Genomic DNA, 19609 nt, shown 5'->3' with positions numbered 1-19609 from the left:
CGAAACCATGATGCTAAAAGAAGAATTGCGCAACGTGAAAAAAATGTCCGAACGGTACAAAAAAGAACTGGAACATTTGCGTGATCAGAAAGCTTATTCCACTCCTCGTCAAATGATTTATGGCAGCGAGGTCATCGAGAAGGTCATGAAATATATTCACAAGGTTGCCAATGTGAGCTCGACCGTTCTACTGACCGGTGAATCCGGTGTCGGCAAAGAAGTGTTTGCCCGTACGATTTATGAAATAGGGCCAAGGAGCAATAAACCGTTCATTAAAGTCAACTGCGGAGCTATTCCGGAAAGCTTGCTGGAGAGCGAATTATTCGGTTATGTAAAAGGTGCTTTTACAGGTGCCAATACGAATGGCAAGATGGGCTATTTTGAAATGGCGAATAAAGGGATTCTGTTCTTGGATGAAATTGCCGAGATGCCCTTGAACTTGCAAGTGAGATTGCTACGTGTGCTGCAGGAACGGGAAATCACCCCTATTGGGGGGACAAGTGTTGTCGAAGTAGATGTGCAGATCATCACCGCAACGAATAAGAACCTCGAGAAAATGGTGGAGGAAGGGACTTTCCGGGAGGATCTGTATTACCGCCTGAATGTGATACCCATTCATATTCCCTCGCTTCGGGAAAGACCGGAGGATATTCCTTTATTAAGCTTACACTTTTTGCAGAAATTCAATGAAAAATACGAACGAAATAATCAACTCTCCCAAGATGCTTTAGATGTGCTTGAATCCTATTCCTGGCCAGGAAATGTACGGGAGCTGCAAAATATAATTGAACGGGTCTCCGTAACCACCGACGAAGAATTAATAGATTCGAATCAAATTACACCCCTGTTGAAAAAAGGCAAACAAACGCAAGTACAGCGGAAAGTAAGCAAAATCGTTCCTATGAAGGATGCGACGAAAGCGTTAGAAGAACAGTTAATCAAAATGGCGATGGATGAATATAAAACGACATCTTTGGCTGCCAAAGCGTTGGGAGTTAGTCAATCCACAATTAGCAGGAAATATCAAGAAATCCAAGAGAAGCTTGAACGGGGTGAAGAAATTGGGATTTAGATTTGATGTGATAACACCATTCGCCGGAACGATTGATCGCATTTATTACGCAGCAGGGGAAAGCGTAGAAGAGGGAGCCATATTGCTATCTCTACAATCAAACGGCATGGTCCACCAGATTCTTTCGCCGGTTACAGGTTATTTAGATAGTACAGAAGTTTCTCAAGGAGATTTTGTTATATCTGGCATGATTGTTGCTTGTATGTTGGAAGCTGAAAAGATAGAAGAAGAGTCGGCGGTGTGAATCATAAAAACTGTTATCAGGAAACTGTGACAGTTTTTTTGTTTTGCGAATCGGATGGATTACTCGATACTCATTTGCTTAACGTTGTATTCCAGCTCGCAGAGCTCTCGCTGAAAGCGCAGTTTTCGCGCTTAATTGTTCGGTTGCGCTGACAAAAAAACACCCGCTCCCCAAGCAGCAAATGCTGAATAGGAAAGCGGCGTGTTCTTCACGGACCGTCATAACTATAGATTTATACAGTTATTGTAGGTTAGATGTATAAATTGAGTCAACCAATACCCACAACAATTCTACCAGCCGCGTTGAGCCATAAGCTCACTTGGTTGTAAGGTAGAAAGCTCAATTCCTTTCATGGCGGTGCCTAAATTTTTGGATACAGAGGCTATCAGTGCATAGTCTGTATAATGAGTAGTTGCTGCGACAATGGCGCGCGCAAATTTCTCTGGACATTCGGATTTGAAAATGCCGGAACCAACGAAGACGCCTTCCGATCCCAGATGCATCATTAAAGCTGCATCCGCAGGAGTTGCTACACCGCCTGCAGCAAAATTGACAACAGGCAGCTTGCCGGTTTTATGCACTAGCTCCAACAATTCGTAAGGGGCCCCAAGTTGTTTGGCTTCAGTCATCAATTCATCATAGGACATACTTTGCACTTTTCGAATTTGTTGCTGCATTGTACGCATATGACGGACGGCTTCAACGATATTACCTGTACCTGGTTCACCTTTCGTACGAATCATAGAAGCGCCTTCGCCGATTCGACGGAGTGCTTCCCCTAGATCTCTAGCGCCGCATACAAAGGGGACGGTAAAATCTTTTTTGTTGATATGATAGACTTCATCCGCTGGAGTAAGCACTTCACTTTCATCCAAATAGTCTACCCCCATGGATTCCAAAACGCGTGCCTCCACATAGTGGCCTATTCTGGCTTTGGCCATAACGGGAATGGAAACCGCCTTGATCACCTCATCTACCACTGATAAATCAGCCATTCTAGCTACGCCGCCAGCTGCGCGAATATCGGAAGGGACTCTTTCTAAAGCCATTACAGCCACAGCGCCGGCTTGTTCGGCAATCTTAGCTTGCTCTGCATTCACAACATCCATGATGACGCCGCCTTTTTGCATTTCAGCCATCCCGCGTTTAATTCTGTCTGTTCCTACTTGTGTCATGTTGTATATTCCTCCTGCAAGATGAATTCTAAATGAATGGTACGATACCCTTATACTAGCAAATTGTATGCCAACCTTTTTGGATCAGGGATAACAGGATAATTAAAGCCAGTACATGCATTTGTGCATGGATTATTCAAAAATGCATAAATGCATCTTTGACTCGTTAATAGAGACTTATCAGATGGGCTGTTACACGTGGGTTAAAAATCTTCTGTAAAGTGGCATCATTATTGCTAGGAAGTATATACATATGCTAATTTCAGCGTTGTTAACAAGGAGGATGCTTAATATGAGCACTAATAATCGACAATTTGTATCTATCTCAAGTTCAGTACCAGGAGTTAAATCACTGGAGCTGCTTGAGCAAAGAAAAAGATATGTACCTAAGGGAGTTAGCAATAATACGCCAATTTTTGTTGAAAAGACGGAAGGGGCCTTATTGTACGACGTAGACGGCAATGTGTTTTTGGATTTTGTTGGTGCGATCGGTTCATTAAATGCAGGGCATTGCCCGCCGGAAGTTGTAAAGGCAATTCAAAAGCAAGCAGAATTATATCTGCATACTTGCTTCCATATTGCGATGTACGAACCTTACGTGCAGCTTGCCAAGAAATTAGATGAAATCACGCCAGGCAACTTCGAGAAAAAGACGATTTTTCTGAACAGTGGCGCGGAAGCTGTAGAAAATGCGGTGAAGATCGCTCGAAAATATACAGGGAAAACAGGCATCGTTTCGTTTACTCGTGGGTTTCATGGACGCACTTTACTTGGCATGTCGCTGACTAGTAAAGTAAAGCCCTATAAATTTAACATGGGACCGTTTGCACCGGCGACCTATAAAGCTCCGTTCCCGTATCCGTTCAACCGGCCTGCCTCGATGACGGAAGAAGAGTATGCTGATTTTTGCCTGAAACAGTTTGAAGACTTCCTATACACAGAAGTGGCTCCAGAAGAGATTGCCGCGGTTATTATGGAGCCTGTTCAGGGAGAAGGCGGATTTATTGTACCTCCCAAATCCTTTGTGCAAGGTGTTTACAAGATCTGTAAGCAGCATGACATTCTTTTTATCGCGGATGAGATTCAGACAGGTTTTGGACGGACAGGTACAATGTTTGCCTCCAGTCAATTCGATATTGAGCCAGATTTAATGACATTATCTAAATCGATTGCGGCGGGACTTCCCATTAGTGCAGTGGTTGGCAGAGCGGGGATTATGGATGCGCCTGGGCCTGGGGAAATCGGAGGCACCTACGGTGGGAGCCCGTTAGGATGCGTGGCTGCTTTGGCTGTCATTGAAATGATGGAGCGAGACGACCTCCCGGGTAAATCCAAACTCATTGGCGATAAAATCCGCAGTTTCTTTGTAGATTTGCAAAAAGATGTTCCACACATTGCCGATGTAAGAGGACTTGGAGCGATGTGCGGGATAGAGTTTGTCGATCCAGCGACAGGTAAACCCTCGAAAGAGCTGGTGGCCAGCTGCGTAAAAGCTTGCTATGAAGCGGGCGTCATCGTGCTGAGTGCAGGCGTTCAAGGTAACGTTCTGCGCTTCCTCACACCGCTGGTCATTACAGATGAGCAGCTTCAAGAGGGATTGGACATTATCGGCGAGGTTCTGAGGAAGCTAGTTCCGGCCAAATCTACGATGGGGGTATGATGTTCGTATGAAAAAACATTTATTTATCAATGGAAAATGGAAAGAAGCAGCTGTCTACACCGATTTATTTTCGCCGTATTCTGGGGAGCTTATTGCTCAAGTAGCCCAAGCAGATGATGAGGATGCAGAGGATGCGATTCAGGCAGCCGAGGCTGCAAGTACGATAATGAAGAAAATGCCAGCTCACGAACGCGCAGCTATTTTGGAGAAGACTGCGCTTCTGATGGAAGAACGCAAAGAGGAACTAGCCCGTCTACTGGCGATGGAAGCGGCCAAACCGATAAGAACAGCTAGAACGGAGATTTCTCGAACGATTCATACTTACAAATTTGCTGCGGAAGAAGCTAAACGCATTCATGGCGAGACTGTTCCCCTAGATGCCGCACCGGGTGGCGAAGGGCGTCTAGCGTTCACTGTGCGTAAACCGCTTGGCATCGTAGGGGCTATAACCCCATTTAATTTCCCGTTCAACCTTGTTGCCCATAAAGTAGGACCTGCAATTGCAGACTGGCAATACAGTCGTATTGAAACCAGCCGGTCAAACACCTTTAAGTTCGCTTGCATTAGCAGAGATCATGCTCGAAGCCGGCTTACCTGCGGGAGCTCTTAACGTAATCCCGGGCAAAGGATCAGTCATTGGCGAGAAGCTGGTACGCGATCGAAGAATTGCTGCTATCACGTTTACAGGCAGTCCTGAAGTAGGTATTGCGATGAGGAATAAAGCTGGGCTTAAACGAGTTACTCTTGAACTAGGTTCCAATTCAGCCGTAATCATTGACAGCAATGTGGACATAACGCAGCAGCTAGTGGATCGTTGTGTACTGGGAGCGTTCTCCTTCAGCGGTCAAGTGTGCATTTCTATTCAACGTATTTATGTTCATGAAAGCAAATACGAAGCATTTGCAACTATGTTCAAAACAGCGGTAGAGAAATTGGTCATTGGTGATCCGCTTGAGGAAGCTACAGACATGTCTGCATTAATCTCCACGAAAGAGGTTGACCGCATCGCGAGCTGGGTATCCGCTGCAATAGCAGGTGGCGCGATTGCGCTTTCCGGAGGGAAAGCATTGTCACCGAGCCTATTTCCGCCAACGATTTTGACAAATGTGGCTGAAACGGCAACAGTCTCGTGCCAAGAGGTCTTCGGACCCGTTGTGACATTGTCCCCGTTCACCACGCTGGATGAAGCTGTCTCAGCCGTCAATAACTCCCGGTTCGGGTTGCAAGCGGGCATCTATACGAACGATATTAACGCAGCGTTAAGAGCAGCAGAAGATTTAGAGGTTGGCGGCGTGATGATCAACGACATTCCGACCTTCCGTGTTGACAACATGCCGTATGGAGGGCTCAAAGATAGCGGCGTTGGACGTGAGGGTGTGAAATATGCGGTGGAAGAAATGACTGAGCTGAAATTGATTAGTTTGAAGTTATAATGATATTGAAACTGACGCGAGATCAACACTACTGCTGCCGTGCAAGCTGCCCGTTAAGCGCATAAAAGACGCTAACGGCCCGCTGCGCCGCGCGAATCCCGTCCGTTAAGGTTTAGGTTTGTATCTGAAATTTCACAAAACAAGGCCATTTCATGGATGACCGGGAATTTCAGATAAAGAGTAGAACAGAAGGAAGTTGGGAATGGGGGGAAAGCAAATGTATGCATTAAACAAAGGACCTGAGGCGGAGCCTCAGGTCCTTTGTTTAACATGTAATTAATATGTTTTGGGTGAGGTTGTCTCAAAAGTGTTCGCATGATTAAGAACTTCCCGAATTTTACGCAAAAGAACCTCCAATTCCACTAACGCAGTGGGAAATGGAATTTCTTTATTGCTGATTTGACATGTAATACATATCCATATTTTGCGTACAATCCTAGCCTTTGGCTAGGTCATTTAAAATATCTACTTTGAGCTATGGAATGAAAAAGCAAGCTAGGTGTGCTAATTCCTTCTAACTATGGAGGTATCTCGTGAGATAAGACAACAGATCGTGCTAATGTTCTGCACAACGCTACATTCTGGGTGCATTAGGGAACAATAAGCAATCGTAGCTTGCTTAAGCATCCATAACAGAAGCTATTCGAACAAATAAGCAGCTTCAGTTACCCTATTTTCCGTATCGAACCGCGTTTAAACGGGTCCCCCTGTGGGATATGGATTCACTCCCGAGTATGGAAAATGGGGGTTCTTTTGTATATGAAATTTGACTCATAAAGAGTGCTCGAAAATCATAAATAGGTTTTTGAGACAGCCCCATTTATTGGACGCCGCGGAATAGTGACTTAATAATGAGAAAAGCACGCCTAATATCGGAGGATACATCCGGAAACTCCGTGAAGTTTGCTGATGCGATGAAATTCATCGCTAAAGTGTGGGAACGGTGCTAGAGCGCAGTGAGAGGTAGAAAATGCATTATTCAGATGCTTTAAATAAAGTAGCATGTTGAGTCCTGAGAAGGCAGAAAAGGCTGTCTCCGAGGACTGATTGCAGCGAAAGTGGCACGAGACGTCTGAAAAAGACTTCTCAGCCGCTGAGAGCAGGTAAGTAAGCGGGTTTGTGTCCTGAGAAGGCAGAAACGGCTGTCTCTGAGGCTAGAATGGATCGAAATTGTCGCGAGACGTCTGAAAAAGACCTCTCTGCTGCTAAGAGTAGGCGAGTTGCGGTATTTGTGTCCTGAGAAGGCAGAAAAAGGCAGTCTCGGAGGCGCAAATGGAGCGAAAGTGGCGCGAAACGTCTGAAAAGGACTTCTCAACTGCTGTTTGCTTATGTGCTGCTTGCAAGAGCTGATTTTGTGTAAGACGCTTTTATTGGGGAACCAACCAGCGCAGAAAATAATTGAAAAAAACCTCCTCATTCTTGAGGGGGCTATCGTTCTGTACAAAAAAAAGAATGGACCAATGAAGTCCATTCTTTTTTCTGCTCTAAAGCTAGCAATCTCGATTTACAATTCGACGGCCGAAAGATTAGTCATTCGAGGGACATCCGCTTCTTCCTCAACTACAGCAAAAGGATTTCTCCTGAAGAATTTAGTCGCATAGAGGAGGTAAATGAATCCAATTGAAGCCCAACCAATGCCAAGCATAAAAGCACTTTTCTCCAGATTAAACCAGAGGATGGATACGAGAGAGGCACCGATTAATGGCAAAATCACATAAGAGGCAAATCCTTTTAACGTTCTGTACATCTTCAATTTTACAGCATAATGGGCAATAACGGACAAGTTAACGAACGTAAAGGCGATAAGTGCTCCGAAGCTGATAAATGCAACGGCGATCTCTAAACTAAAGAATAAGGCGGATAGGGAAACAATACCGACCAGAATGACATTGTAAAAAGGCGTTCTGAATGTTGGATGTACATAGCCAAAAAATTTGCGAGGTAGAATATTATCGCGACCCATTACGTACAAAATGCGCGATACACTAGCGTGAGACGAAAGTCCTGAAGCAAGTTGAGCTGCAATGGCAGCGGAAAGGAAAAGTATTTGAAATATTTTACCCCCGATATAAAGAGCGATTTCGGGCGCAGCGGCTTCCGGATCACGAAACAAGGAGTCATCAGGAAATGCCGTTTGTACAAAATAAGAAGTGACAATAAAAATAACGCCGCCAATAAGTGCTGTAAGAAAAATAGCCCGTGGAATCGTTTTTGTCGGGTTTGGTGTTTCTTCCGCGTACGTAGTCACCGCATCAAATCCCAAAAATGAAAAACATAAAATGGTTGCACCCGTTACTAGTATGGAGAACTTCATGTCAGGTTTATAAATAGGTTGAATGGTGAATGCGCTGCCATAACCCATGCCATTTTTTATTGCATGAAAGGCCAAAATGATAAAGAATACAGTAATCAACACCTGGAACAAAACCAAAAATGCGTTTAATCGGGATGTCGTATTTAAACCCATTAAATTGACAGAGGTGAGCAAGAGTACAAAACCCACAACCCATATCCATGACGGAACCCCCGGAAAAAAAGCAGTGAGATAAATCTTAGCTAATAACGCAGTTATCATAGGGATCATTAAATAATCAAGCAATGAAGCCCATCCAACCAGAAATCCTAAATTGGGATCGATCGTTTTTTGCGTGTACGTATACGCTGATCCTGCGCTTGGAAAAGCACGTACCATTTTACCATAACTGAAAGCTGTAAATAACAAGGCAATTAAAGCAATGACATACGCAGTCGGCACATGTCCGTTCGTCGCCTCAGCTGTAATTCCGAACGTATCAAATACAGACATTGGCGTCATATACCCAATACCAAGCATCACAATCGGCCAAAGTCCAAGTGAACGCTTTAATGTTACCGTTTTTTCCATTACCATTCCTCCTCATGAATTGAAGGTTGCTTCAAGTTTGAAACCGCTTTCGTTTACCTATAAGCAATAATGATGCCGATCTATTGTTTAATTCGTAATATCGTTGATTTCTAATTTATTTATCCGGTCTAGTGGCTTTTTTCGCCTATATAATAATCCTATCAAAACGCAATCCAAATCTACACTGGGAAAGTTTGTATGGAAAGTGAATCAGCAATAATATAAAGCCAATCATGATTATGCAATTTTTCATAACTAACCCAAATATGCATAACGGATTAACTTGAGATACAATTTAGCCAAGGTAAGCAGATTGGGGGCTCGCTTGATCACCAGTAGGAAACTCGTCCCTTGACAGGGACGGGTTATTTTTGTGTTTTTTCGTGTAGACCCTGGGTATAGCAACGCAAACCTATGGTTTTTCACACAAAGGGGCTGTCCCATAAGGCGTTCATCTTTAGGCTGCCTCTGTTTTCACTGTAGCACTACATGGAAAACCGACCGTTAATTTGGGTGTTTTTTCATAAAAATCTAGTTTACATGGAAAATCTCCCGTTATTTCTGTTGTTTCTACCCTAAATAGCGATTCCCCCCTAAATTAGAGGGAGCTTTTCCAGTTAGATGACCGTTTAGAGCAGTTAACGCCAAATGAACAGGAGGAATTCCAGTTAGATTTCGCTCCGTATCGAAACAAAATAGAGGCTGCTTGCTAGGTTATTAACCTTTAGAGTCAGCCTCTTTTGTGTGGAATAATGAAGTCCACTCAGGTGTGCAGCGAATATGGGGTAATTCGTATTCTGCTTTATGATAATGTGCATAGACTATTCAATGGTGAATAAATTATAGAAAATCGGCCCTTTCGTGAAGTAGGCGAACTAGTGCCGATTTTTTTCCAATATAGCATCCCTGATGAACATGAAATGAAATCATATTTGTTGTACGAATATTCAAGATGTTGGAATGGTTATTGCTATATTATTTACTGAAAAATCAGCAAGTTAAAAGGAGTTGGTTTGTAAATGTTTATCAAGTATGAGGTGATTAGTCCTTTTCGTGGAATGGTGGAGAGTGTTCTTAGCCAAGAATCCTCCTATGTGTATGAAGGGGAATCCATATTTGTAATAAGAACAGCGGAGAAGTTAGTTCATATTTCAGCGGAATACAACGGTGTTGTAACAGGACTTCATGTGCAGCCGGGTGATGAAATCATTCCGGGGATGATACTTGCTGATATGGGAGAGAGCATGTATACGATCTTAATGGGAAGTGATTAGTTGGGAAGAGATTCATCATTATCTAAAGTTTGCGGCACAATATGATCAATTAGCATCTACTTGATATGTTGTGACTGCCACTCATGGGCCAAGTTCTCTACCGCATATACTTTAGTTGAGTATGATGCGAAAAGAGGGATAACGATGAGTTTGACCCCAATTGATTTCCATTCCGTCGTCCGAAGCTGTATACCTCAGGAAGCCGAGGTTGTCGTATTGAAGAGGGAGGGGAGCCCCTCGGCTATCATTTACGCGGATGTAGATGGCGATGGTCAGCCTGAAATCACAGCCATGTATAGATATTTAGACAATCAGTATCTATTTTCGCTCAAAAACTATTCCGGTAACTGGTTTCCAATCGCCTCTGCTGCAACGGGTAGAATCCAAGCTGTAACGGATTTCGCGGCTGCTCCTGTGTCACGTAGAGAAGGCTGGGACCTGGTTATTGGCTGGAAAAATGAGCGTGAATCCTCCTCCGAGCTCGATATCGTGCAGTGGACACCAACCGGTTTCCAACGGCTGATTCCTCCAGGAACTTTCTACAATCATCTGGAAATTGAAGATATGCCTGGTCGTGATGGCAGCAGAGACGGTCTTTGCGAAATAGCGCTGTGGGGGCATGAAAGGGATCAGGCTTACAATGTGGAAACGTATCGATGGGATCCTTACAGACTTGTCCCCATACAAGATGTGTATTCGTATTATTTTCAGAAGGTCACTCGTTACTATGAGGATATAACCCGTAATCACCCGGATGGGCAAGCCTACAGAAGTTATCTGGAGGATGCGCAAAGGAAAGCAGGAGGAAGCGAGTCATCATAGAATCATAATTAACCAGAAGGTTAACACCTGTCTGGTTTTTTTTGTGTCGTAATTTCTTAACTTCATTGTCCTAAAGTTAGACTAAAAATATCGTTATTCCTATGCTACATTTATGACAGATGTCTTAATATCATATAGCGATGAGGTAAACTCGATGAACAAAACGTTGAAGATCGGCATTATTGGAGGCGGCGGTATTGCTGGCGCTCATGTCAGAGCCTATCGTGAGCTAGCTGACGTAGAGATTGTAGCGGTAGCAGATGCGGTACCTGGCAAAGCGGCACAATTCATTGATTTTTGGCAAATTCCTTCGGCACAAGCCTTTGATGATTATCGGCAGCTGTTGGAATTAGACCTTGATGGGGTAAGCATTTGCACACCGAATGTGGCTCACCATCGGACGACGGTAGATTCTTTATTGGCAGGAAAAAACGTTATGCTGGAAAAGCCGATGTCCGTCACGCTGGAAGAAGCCGTCGAGATGGCGCAAACGGCGAAGAAAACGGGCTTCATGCTCAATGTTGGTTTCCAGCCGAGATATGATCCTAATATGAAGATTATTCAGGACGTGGTTCAGTCTGGTCAGCTTGGTAAGGTCTATTATGTTGAAACAGGCGGCGGTCGCCGCAGAGGTATGCCTGGCGGTACATTTATTAGCAAGGAAATCGCCGGAGCAGGAGCAATGGCTGATATCGGTTGCTACTCACTAGATATGGCTCTGAATGCGATGGGGTATCCGAAACCGCTTACCGTATCCGCTTACAGCAGCAACTATTTTGGAACGAATCCGTTATATCATAAGGAAGCTAGTCGATTCGATGTGGAAGATTTCGGTGTGGCGATGATCCGTTTTGAAGACGATCTGGTGCTGAATTTCAAAATTTCCTGGGCGATGCATATGGACACGCTAGGACCAACGTTATTCCTTGGTACGGATGGCGGACTCAAAGTAACACCTGCCGGTAAAGGGCCATGGAGCGGAGTGTTTGATGGAAATGTGGGTTCCATTGCGTATTTCCACGATGTTCGCGGACATCACACGGAAAGCCAAATTCCGCTGATTGATCATAAGCTGAATTTGTTTAACGAGAAGGTCCGCGATTTCGTAGAGGCTGTCCGGGATGGCAAACCAGCACCGATTCCTGGCGAACAGATCGTTCGCAATCAAGCAATTATTGATGGCATTATTCGTTCATCGCTCATTAAACGCGAAGTTACGATCGAACTTCCTAATTAACTCAAAACTACACATTACTCTGGAGGTATTCTCATGTCACGTATTTTCCGTATTGGTATTATTGGTTGTGGAGGCATTGCAAACGGCAAGCATTTACCAAGTTTGAAAAAGCTTTCGAATGTTGAATTGGTCGCATTCTGTGACATCGTGCAAGAGAAGGCTGAAACTGCCGCTGAGAAATATGGCTCTAAAACCGCTAAAGTATACGAGGATTACAAAGAGCTTTTGCAGGATGCGACGATTGATATCGTTCATGTGTTAACACCGAATGATTCACACGCCGAAATCGCCATTGCTGCGCTAGAAGCTGGCAAGCATGTGATGTGTGAGAAGCCAATGGCCAAAACAGCAGCGGATGCTAAGCGCATGGTTGAAACAGCGAAGCGTACTGGCAAGAAGCTAACAATCGGCTACAACAACCGTTTCCGGGCGGATAGCCAGCATTTGAAGCGCGTATGTGAGGAAGGGGAACTTGGCGAAATTTATTTCGCGAAAGCGCATGCCATTCGTCGTCGCGCAGTTCCTACATGGGGCGTATTCCTGGATGAAGAGAAGCAAGGCGGAGGACCGCTGATTGATATCGGTACACATGCTTTGGATCTAACGCTTTGGATGATGAACAACTACAAGCCGAAAGTGGTGCTGGGAACGAAGTACCACGAATTGTCTCAAAAAGAAAATGCGGCCAATGCTTGGGGGCCTTGGGATCCTAGTAAATTCACAGTGGAGGACTCTGCTTTCGGAATGATCGTCATGGAAAACGGGGCTACAATTATGCTGGAATCCAGCTGGGCACTGAATACGCTTGAAGTCGATGAGGCTAAATGCTCATTAAGCGGTACGGAAGGCGGGAGCCGATATGAAAGGCGGGCTTCGCATCAACGGTGAGAAACATAGCCGCTTATTTACAACTGAGGTGGATCTGAAAGCAGGCGGTGTTGCTTTCTATGACGGCGCTAAGGAAAGCGATGCAGATTTGGAAATGCGTACATGGATTAAAGCCATTGAAAATGATATCGATCCTGTTGTGACGCCTGAACAAGCATATGTCGTTTCACAAATTCTTGAAGCGATTTATGAGTCTGCACGCACAGGGAAAGCCGTTTATTTGAATGAATAGTGCGTCAAATCTATAAGTTTAAAAAAGAGGAGCCTAGGCTCCTCTTTTTTAAACCCATTGAAATTTGAAAAAAGAAGTGGAATAGGAGTATGCTAGAATTATTGAAGGACCCAACTAAGAATTGAAGGAAAGGAAGCGTGAACCGATGCATTTGGGATTACAGGGCAAGGTAGCTTTGATTACTGGGGGAAGTAAAGGAATTGGATTGGCAACAGCGATTTCCTTATCACGAGAGGGAGCCAAAGTTGCGATACTCGCGCGGAATGAGGAGCAGCTTCAGGAAGCCGCTGTCCATATTGCCAATCTGACAGAGGGTGAGGTGCTTGCGATTCAAGCGGATGTGACCTTGGAAGCCGACTGTCAGCGTGCTGTGGAACAAACCATTCAGCGATTTGGAAGTTTACATATTCTGGTGAACAATGCGGGTACGTCTGCAGCCCAGCCTTTTGAAGAGGTAGGCACGGAACTATGGCGGCAAGATCTTGAGTTGAAATTATTTGGAGCCATTCATTGCTCCCGTTATGCAATCCCTTACATGCGTCAAGCAGGAGGCGGTTCTATAGTAAATATAACGACTTCCGCAGCCAAAACACCGCCTGCTTCTTCGCTGCCAACATCGGTCAGACCGTGCCGCAGGACTTGCATTAACGAATGCGATGAGCAAAGACCTGGCATCCGCTCAGATTCGTGTGAACACCGTCTGCATTGGGAAAATTCGCAGCAGTCAAATAGAGAGAGGCTGGAAGCGCGAGGCGCCAGAGCAGACTTGGGAAGAGTATGCATCGGATCCCAAGCATGACATTCCGCTCGGCCGGATTGGGAATGCGGAGGAAGCAGCTAATGTGATCACCTTCTTATCCTCGGATGCAGCTTCTTATGTTACTGGCACTTCCGTCAATATAGATGGCGGTAAGAGTGCGGCGCTCTAAGTTGATAAGCGAATCGAAGGGTGCTAACCCATAATTTTTTATTCACTACAAACAGTAAAAAGGCTGCATCTCTAGAAGAAATTCATTCTTCAGAGGAGCAGCCTTTTTCCATTCAATCTCGACAAACGCTGGCGTCCTACTGGACGTCATGGGCGTGTATAAGAATGTATTTTTTCATGGTGATACGAGTATGTTACGCTCTTCGCTTCTTTCGTAGATACCAGACCAACATGGAGATTGCGTCTCGGATCGAAGCGGTTTGGTGAAAAGCGAGTGTTGTTGTCATAAGCAAGAAACCTCCCTAACCCTGAAAGAATGTCATGCATAAACAGTATTACGTAAGAAAAGTGTAAAAGGTTTTATTTTTTTTTTTATGTAAATGATCAGAAAAATAGATCCGCAGCATGTGCTGTGGATCTGAATGTGATACATATAGATGCATTTATTTTATCTCTTGACAGGTTAAACGTTTCAATTTAAGCTATAAGAGAATGTTAAACGTTTAACAAAGCGGAGTTGAAACAAGTATGAGCAAGCCTAAACAAGTCACAATTGTAGAAGTGGCGGCAGCAGCAGGAGTATCCATTGCCACAGTCTCCAATGTGCTGAATCGAGGTGGTATTCGTTCGTCCAAAGAGACGATACGCAAGGTAGAATTGGCTGCTGAGCAATTAGGTTATCGACGGAATACGATGGCAGCGGGGTTAAGCCGCAGCAAGACGTATGAGATCGGCCTCATCTTACCAGGGTTAACGAATTACTATGGAGAGCTTGCTGAGCATTTGCAGATTGAAGCACATAATGCGGGGTATCACTTATCTGTGTTTTCCTCTGGGGGATTCGATCCGGATATTGAGCGGAGAAATCTCGAAGTATTGCTGCAGCGCAGAGTAGACGGATTGATTTGTCATGGTCTAGCCATGGGATTCGAATCTACACGTTCGATCGTAAACAGCGGTACACCATTAGTCCTTATTAATGGTTGGAACTGGCCGGAGGATATTGCGTTAGGTGCAGTGAATTTAGGCTTTGCCGAGGCATGCAAACAATCCACTAAATTGTTGGTAGAACGTGGCTGTAAAGCGCTTTGCTATGTGGGCAGTAAAGGTTCGAAAGTCATCGACGAGCAGCGCCGCAAGGGTTTCAATGCCGGGATCCGGCAATATGCAAGCGATGTCATTCATGAGATCGTGGACGCGAAAGATTTGGATATGGAAGCTTTTCTTTCAAGCTTATTGCAGCGCCATGCGATGCCCGTAGGTGTGATCGCTTTTGATGACCATGTTGCCCTGCGACTCTTATCGGCAGCCAATAAGCTGCGAATTGCGATTCCAAGCCAGCTTCAGATTATTGGAATTAATAACGATTATATTGCTAAACAAAGTTATCCAGGTATATCAAGCTGGGACATTCCTTATAGCTATCAAGCCCAATCGGCCATTAACAAACTGCTGCATAAATTTAGCAATAAGGCTGAGTCAGGTGAGGAACGAGAGATCGAGGTCCCGCTTACTTTCATAGAACGAGAATCAACCAAATCATACAAAACGGAGTGAATCGATCATGTGGAAACAAGCCATTGAAGATGTTTTGCAAAAAACGAAAGTGAATATCGAACGTTTTGGGGATTTATTTCCTCACGTTAGTGAGAACGATGTGTATCATTTGAATCCGAATACAGATTGGACAGACGGCTTCTGGTCAGGTATTTTGTGGCTTAGTTACGAATATAGCGGTGACAAAGCGTTCCAGCAGGCCGCTCAGAAAACAGTGGAAAGCTTTAAGCACAGACTGGAAAACAATGTTGCACTAGATCACCACGATATTGGGTTCTTATATTCTCTATCTTCTAAAGCGCAATGGATTATTGAAAAAGATGAAAATGCTAAACAACTTACTTTGCAAGCTGCCGATGTACTGATGAAACGCTGGAGACCAAAGGGCCAATATATTCAAGCGTGGGGGCCTGAAGGGGACAAAGAAAATGGAGGACGCATCATCATTGATTGCATGATGAACCTACCACTTTTGTACTGGGCTTACGAGCAAACTGGCGATGTTAAATACAAGGAGGTTGCCGTGATTCATGCGGATTTGAGCCGCCGCTATTTGGTTCGCGGCGATGATTCATCCTTCCACACGTTTTACTTTGATCAAGAGAGTGGTGAACCACTTCATGGCGGAACGCATCAGGGGTATCAAGATGGTTCAACTTGGACTCGCGGCCAAGCTTGGGGAATTTATGGATTCGCGCTTTCGTACTACTATACGAAAAACCCGCTTTACTTAGAAACATCCAAGCGCTTAGCGCGTTACTTCTTTGACCGCTTGCCGCAGGATGATGTGGTTTACTGGGATTTCAATGCGCCGGTGAACGCAGAAACGAACCGTGATAGCTCAGCTTCTGCGATTGCTTCAGCGGGAGCCTTAGAGCTATTGGAACACTTGGCTGCTGATGATGCTGATCGTGCATATTTGGAAAATGCGATTCAACGCTCCATGACTGGGCTAGTTAAATCCTACGCAACCATTGGCAAGCCTGATGCTCAAGGCTTCATCGAACGCGGTTCCTATCACGTTCGCGGTGGAAATGCTCCAGATGATTACATGATCTGGGGTGACTATTACTATTTAGAAGCTCTCGTACGGATGGAAAAAGGAATCAAAGGTTACTGGTATGAGTAATCAAGCTGCAGCCTGCAATGACCGTGCATATTGGTTGGCTACGATGCTTCGTATAGCTGATCCTGTGATAAAGGCATTGGCATCTAGGAAGCTGCGAGCAACAATGCCAGTAGAGAATAAAAAAGAAGAACAGCTCCAGTTTTCGCATCTAGAAGCATTCGCACGAACACTGGTAGGCATGGCACCGTGGTTAGAAAATCCAGCTCAAGATGCCGAGGAAGAGAAGCTTCGCATTCACTACGGCGAGCTAGTCCGAGCTGGTCTGGACGCGGCGACGGATCCGGATTCGCCTGATTTTTTAAACTTTTCCAAAGGCATGCAGCCGATTGTAGATACGGCATTTCTGGCTAATGCGATCCTAAGAGCTCCTAACACGCTTTGGCATCGATTGGACAGCCGCGTTCAGGGCAATCTGGTGAAAGCCATGAAGGCAACAAGGACGCGCAAACCGGGTTTCAACAACTGGCTCTTGTTCGCTGCTATGACCGAAACGGCTTTAGGGGTGATTGGCGAGGATTGGGATGCCATGCGCGTGGATTTTGCCCTTAAACAGCACGAGCAGTGGTATCTGGGTGATGGGATGTACGGCGATGGTCCGCACTATCATGCCGATTATTACAACAGTTTCGTCATTCAACCCATGTTGGTTGATATCGTTGAGCATGTACATGGGCATTACGATGATTGGGCTGGAATGCGCGAGAATATTTTGATTAGAGCACAGCGCTATGCGGCCGTGCAGGAACGATCGATTTCACCTGAGGGGACGTTTCCTGTTACTGGTCGGTCGCTTGCTTATCGTTTTGGCGCCTTTCAATCACTTGCACACATGTCGCTGCGACGTGAACTACCCGATGGTGTTGCGCCAGCTCAAGTAAGATGCGCACTAAGTGCGGTCATTCACAGGTTGATTGAAGCCCCAGGCACATTCGATGAGGCCGGCTGGCTGAAGATTGGACTTTGCGGACACCAGCCCGAGCTTGGTGAAACGTATATTTCCACAGGCAGCCTATACTTATGTTCAGCTGTTTTCCTTCCTTTAGGATTGCGGGCAGATGACGAATTTTGGCAGGGGGCAGATACCCCTTGGACGTCTCAGAAGGTATGGTCAGGGCAAACAGTTGCCATTGATAAAGCGTTATAATCGATTGTTGCATAAAAAGCGTTCTGTTTCTTAATGAAACAGGCGCTTTTTTCGTGTAAACTTAGAATGACAACTAGCTTGAACTTCGGTCAATTAGCTGCTGAAGCGTATTTATCCACAAATAGCCTAATTGGACGGTTGTGGATAACTTTTAGATATGAGTGGAAAGAAAGTGGAGTGACTCCTTTGAATCAAGATTATCAATTAACGCTGCAGGAAGTACTGGGACGGCCCACTTTTCAGCATGCCTATATCGCGGCAGGTAAAGAGGGATTACAACGTCTAGTCCGCTGGGTACATATCATTGAAGTGATACAGTTTGAACAACTGCTGCAGGGCGGAGAAATGATCCTTACGACAGGGGCTGCCTTCAAGAGCGATACCGAGTTGTTCATGACCTATCTGGAGCAGTTGCTCAATAAAAATGTGTCATGCCTCTGCATCGAAATGGGACATTACTTGAGTTTAGTGCCACAAGAATGGATACAAGCGGCGGAATCCTATCAATTCCCGCTCATTATTTTTCCGCAAGCTGTTCGGTTCATCGACATTACGCAGGATATTCATGCGCATATCATCAACCAACACCATAAAGCACTTCAGGATTTGGAGAAAATATCGCGAGAATTCCATCGAATGACACTATCCTCACAAGGTGTTTCTCATGTACTGGGGCTGCTGCAAAGCAGTACCAAAGCTCAAGTTATTTATGTTCCTCTGAATGGACAGCCCAAGTTTATCCCTCATTTAGGGAGCCGGGAGTCAGGACAATGGTTGGAATTTCTAGAAAGTCGTCTGGTCGAAAGTCCGAATAATGGTAACACAGCGGCTCCTTCCGTGATGGAAGTTGAGGGTCAAACGGTTATCGTACAACCCGTTGGGGCCATGGGCAAAACTTGGGCGCACATCATTCTGGTGTTCAGCCGAAAGCCGCAGGAATATGAATACTTAATTCTAGATTCAGCCTCATTGTCTATCGCACAAGATTTGCTGCGCAAACGTTATATCGAGGAGCGTAAATTGTATTCACAGACGCTTTGGGTTGATGATCTGCTGCATCTGCGGATTCGTGACGAAGAGCAAATAAAAGTATTGATTGGGACTGAATTTAAGCGGCTTAATGAGCTTCCCTATCACGTTATCTTAATCGAGTTTGAGCATGAACAAGCGGAGGGGGAAAACACGGAAGAGGAGGGTGTGGAGTCTTCGGGGATTCATCTTTCACTTGCTGTAAGATCCGTTTTCGAGCAGCATTCCTTTCATCCATTGATCACGTTGAAAAATAATAGGCTTGTCGTCGTAGCCTTTGATAAAGCAACGAAAAAACGACCGTCTAAAGAACGCCTTCAGCAGGTTTTCCAATCCATTCAATACCTGAAAGCCGAGGATGAGATCAAGTTAACCATTGGCGTTGGACAGAGCAATCGAAGTTTTCTGCAAGCTCACATTAGCTACCAAGAGGCGCTTCAAGCGATTCCGCTTGCTCCTACACTGCAAGGGAAGGTACTGTTTTTTGATGAGCTTGGCGTATTTCAATTGTTATTTCACATTCCAGATAAACAGATATTACAATCTTTTGTCCGCACCTATTTGGGACCGATCATTGATCATGATCAGATGAAAGGCAGCGAGCTCCTGCGCACGCTCAAGGTTTACCTCGACACGGATGGTTCTAAGCAAATCGCTGCCCAGCAGCTTTTTATCGTCCGACAATCCCTTTATTACCGTTTGGAAAAAATAGAAGAGCTCCTTGGAGCCGACTACATGCTGCCGGAAAAGCGCTTGGCGCTGCAGGTGGGGATACGGGCTTATCAGCTTTTGAATCCGGAAATAAAAATGTGAAAAGATTTTGTAAACATTTTTTACAATTTGTCTAATGGAACGTCCATGGATCGGTCTTATACTTGGAGACAAGATAAGATTGATCCAT

12 protein-coding genes and 4 pseudogenes are annotated in these 19609 nt (G+C 44.9%); 14 read left to right on the top strand and 2 right to left on the bottom strand.

The genetic code is table 11. The features are described from left to right. Positions 1 to 7 precede the first annotated feature (7 nt). The 3 genes and pseudogenes from ACBP55_RS24715 to ACBP55_RS24705 all read left to right on the top strand — a co-directional run. Positions 8 to 817: pseudogene (locus tag ACBP55_RS24715) on the top strand (sigma-54 interaction domain-containing protein); the annotation flags it as partial. A 30-nt stretch (positions 818 to 847) separates the two neighbouring features. After that, positions 848 to 1072: a hypothetical protein gene (locus ACBP55_RS24710; protein ID WP_464653403.1), complete on the top strand. Its 225-nt coding sequence runs from the start codon at positions 848 to 850 to the stop codon at positions 1070 to 1072. Continuing rightward, positions 1053 to 1316, top strand: a complete 264-nt coding sequence (locus ACBP55_RS24705) for a biotin/lipoyl-containing protein (RefSeq protein ID WP_464645543.1) — start codon at positions 1053 to 1055, stop codon at positions 1314 to 1316. Before ACBP55_RS24710 ends, ACBP55_RS24705 begins: the two co-directional genes overlap by 20 nt. Positions 1317 to 1606: 290 nt before the next feature. Here the strand turns inward: ACBP55_RS24705 and pdxS are convergent, their stop codons facing one another. Beyond that, entirely contained in the window at positions 1607 to 2491 is an 885-nt protein-coding gene (gene pdxS, locus ACBP55_RS24700) for a pyridoxal 5'-phosphate synthase lyase subunit PdxS (RefSeq protein ID WP_464645542.1), read from the bottom strand. 292 nt (positions 2492 to 2783) lie between these two features. Here pdxS and gabT point away from each other — a divergent pair, with 292 nt between their 5' ends. Together gabT and ACBP55_RS24690 are read left to right on the top strand one after the other, a co-directional pair. Further along, a complete protein-coding gene (gabT, locus tag ACBP55_RS24695) occupies positions 2784 to 4151 on the top strand; it encodes a 4-aminobutyrate--2-oxoglutarate transaminase (RefSeq protein WP_464645541.1) in 1368 nt (455 codons plus the stop codon). 7 nt (positions 4152 to 4158) lie between these two features. Next, positions 4159 to 5584, top strand: a pseudogene (locus tag ACBP55_RS24690) (aldehyde dehydrogenase family protein). 1504 nt (positions 5585 to 7088) lie between these two features. Here the strand turns inward: ACBP55_RS24690 and ACBP55_RS24685 are convergent. Beyond that, entirely contained in the window at positions 7089 to 8468 is a 1380-nt protein-coding gene (locus ACBP55_RS24685) for an APC family permease (protein ID WP_464645540.1), read from the bottom strand. 1019 nt (positions 8469 to 9487) lie between these two features. Between ACBP55_RS24685 and ACBP55_RS24680 the strand changes: the two genes are divergently transcribed. From ACBP55_RS24680 to ACBP55_RS24640, 9 genes and pseudogenes are all read left to right on the top strand, one after another. Continuing rightward, a complete protein-coding gene (locus ACBP55_RS24680; RefSeq protein WP_029195195.1) occupies positions 9488 to 9742 on the top strand; it encodes a biotin/lipoyl attachment domain-containing protein in 255 nt (84 codons plus the stop codon). Between the two features lie 144 nt (positions 9743 to 9886). Beyond that, entirely contained in the window at positions 9887 to 10564 is a 678-nt protein-coding gene (locus ACBP55_RS24675; protein WP_464645539.1) for a hypothetical protein, read from the top strand. Between the two features lie 154 nt (positions 10565 to 10718). Then, positions 10719 to 11801, top strand: a complete 1083-nt coding sequence (locus ACBP55_RS24670; RefSeq protein WP_029195194.1) for a Gfo/Idh/MocA family protein — start codon at positions 10719 to 10721, stop codon at positions 11799 to 11801. Positions 11802 to 11834: 33 nt separating this feature from the next. Beyond that, positions 11835 to 12921, top strand: a pseudogene (locus ACBP55_RS24665) (Gfo/Idh/MocA family protein). A gap of 145 nt (positions 12922 to 13066) precedes the next feature. Next, positions 13067 to 13850: pseudogene (locus ACBP55_RS24660) on the top strand (SDR family NAD(P)-dependent oxidoreductase). A 527-nt stretch (positions 13851 to 14377) separates the two neighbouring features. After that, positions 14378 to 15406, top strand: a complete 1029-nt coding sequence (locus ACBP55_RS24655; protein ID WP_464645538.1) for a LacI family DNA-binding transcriptional regulator — start codon at positions 14378 to 14380, stop codon at positions 15404 to 15406. A 7-nt stretch (positions 15407 to 15413) separates the two neighbouring features. After that, on the top strand, positions 15414 to 16535 hold the full coding sequence (locus ACBP55_RS24650; protein ID WP_464645537.1) for a glycoside hydrolase family 88 protein: 1122 nt from the start codon (positions 15414 to 15416) through the stop codon (positions 16533 to 16535). Further along, a complete protein-coding gene (locus tag ACBP55_RS24645) occupies positions 16528 to 17679 on the top strand; it encodes a DUF2264 domain-containing protein (RefSeq protein WP_464645536.1) in 1152 nt (383 codons plus the stop codon). Before ACBP55_RS24650 ends, ACBP55_RS24645 begins: the two co-directional genes overlap by 8 nt. A gap of 186 nt (positions 17680 to 17865) precedes the next feature. Then, complete coding sequence (locus tag ACBP55_RS24640) at positions 17866 to 19521, top strand: PucR family transcriptional regulator (protein ID WP_464645535.1); 1656 nt, start codon at positions 17866 to 17868, stop codon at positions 19519 to 19521. Positions 19522 to 19609 lie beyond the last annotated feature (88 nt).

The organism is Paenibacillus sp. WG02 (assembly GCF_055396115.1).
The sequence above is the reverse complement of the archived record's forward strand: the minus strand, read 5'-3'. Positions and strand labels throughout refer to the sequence as shown.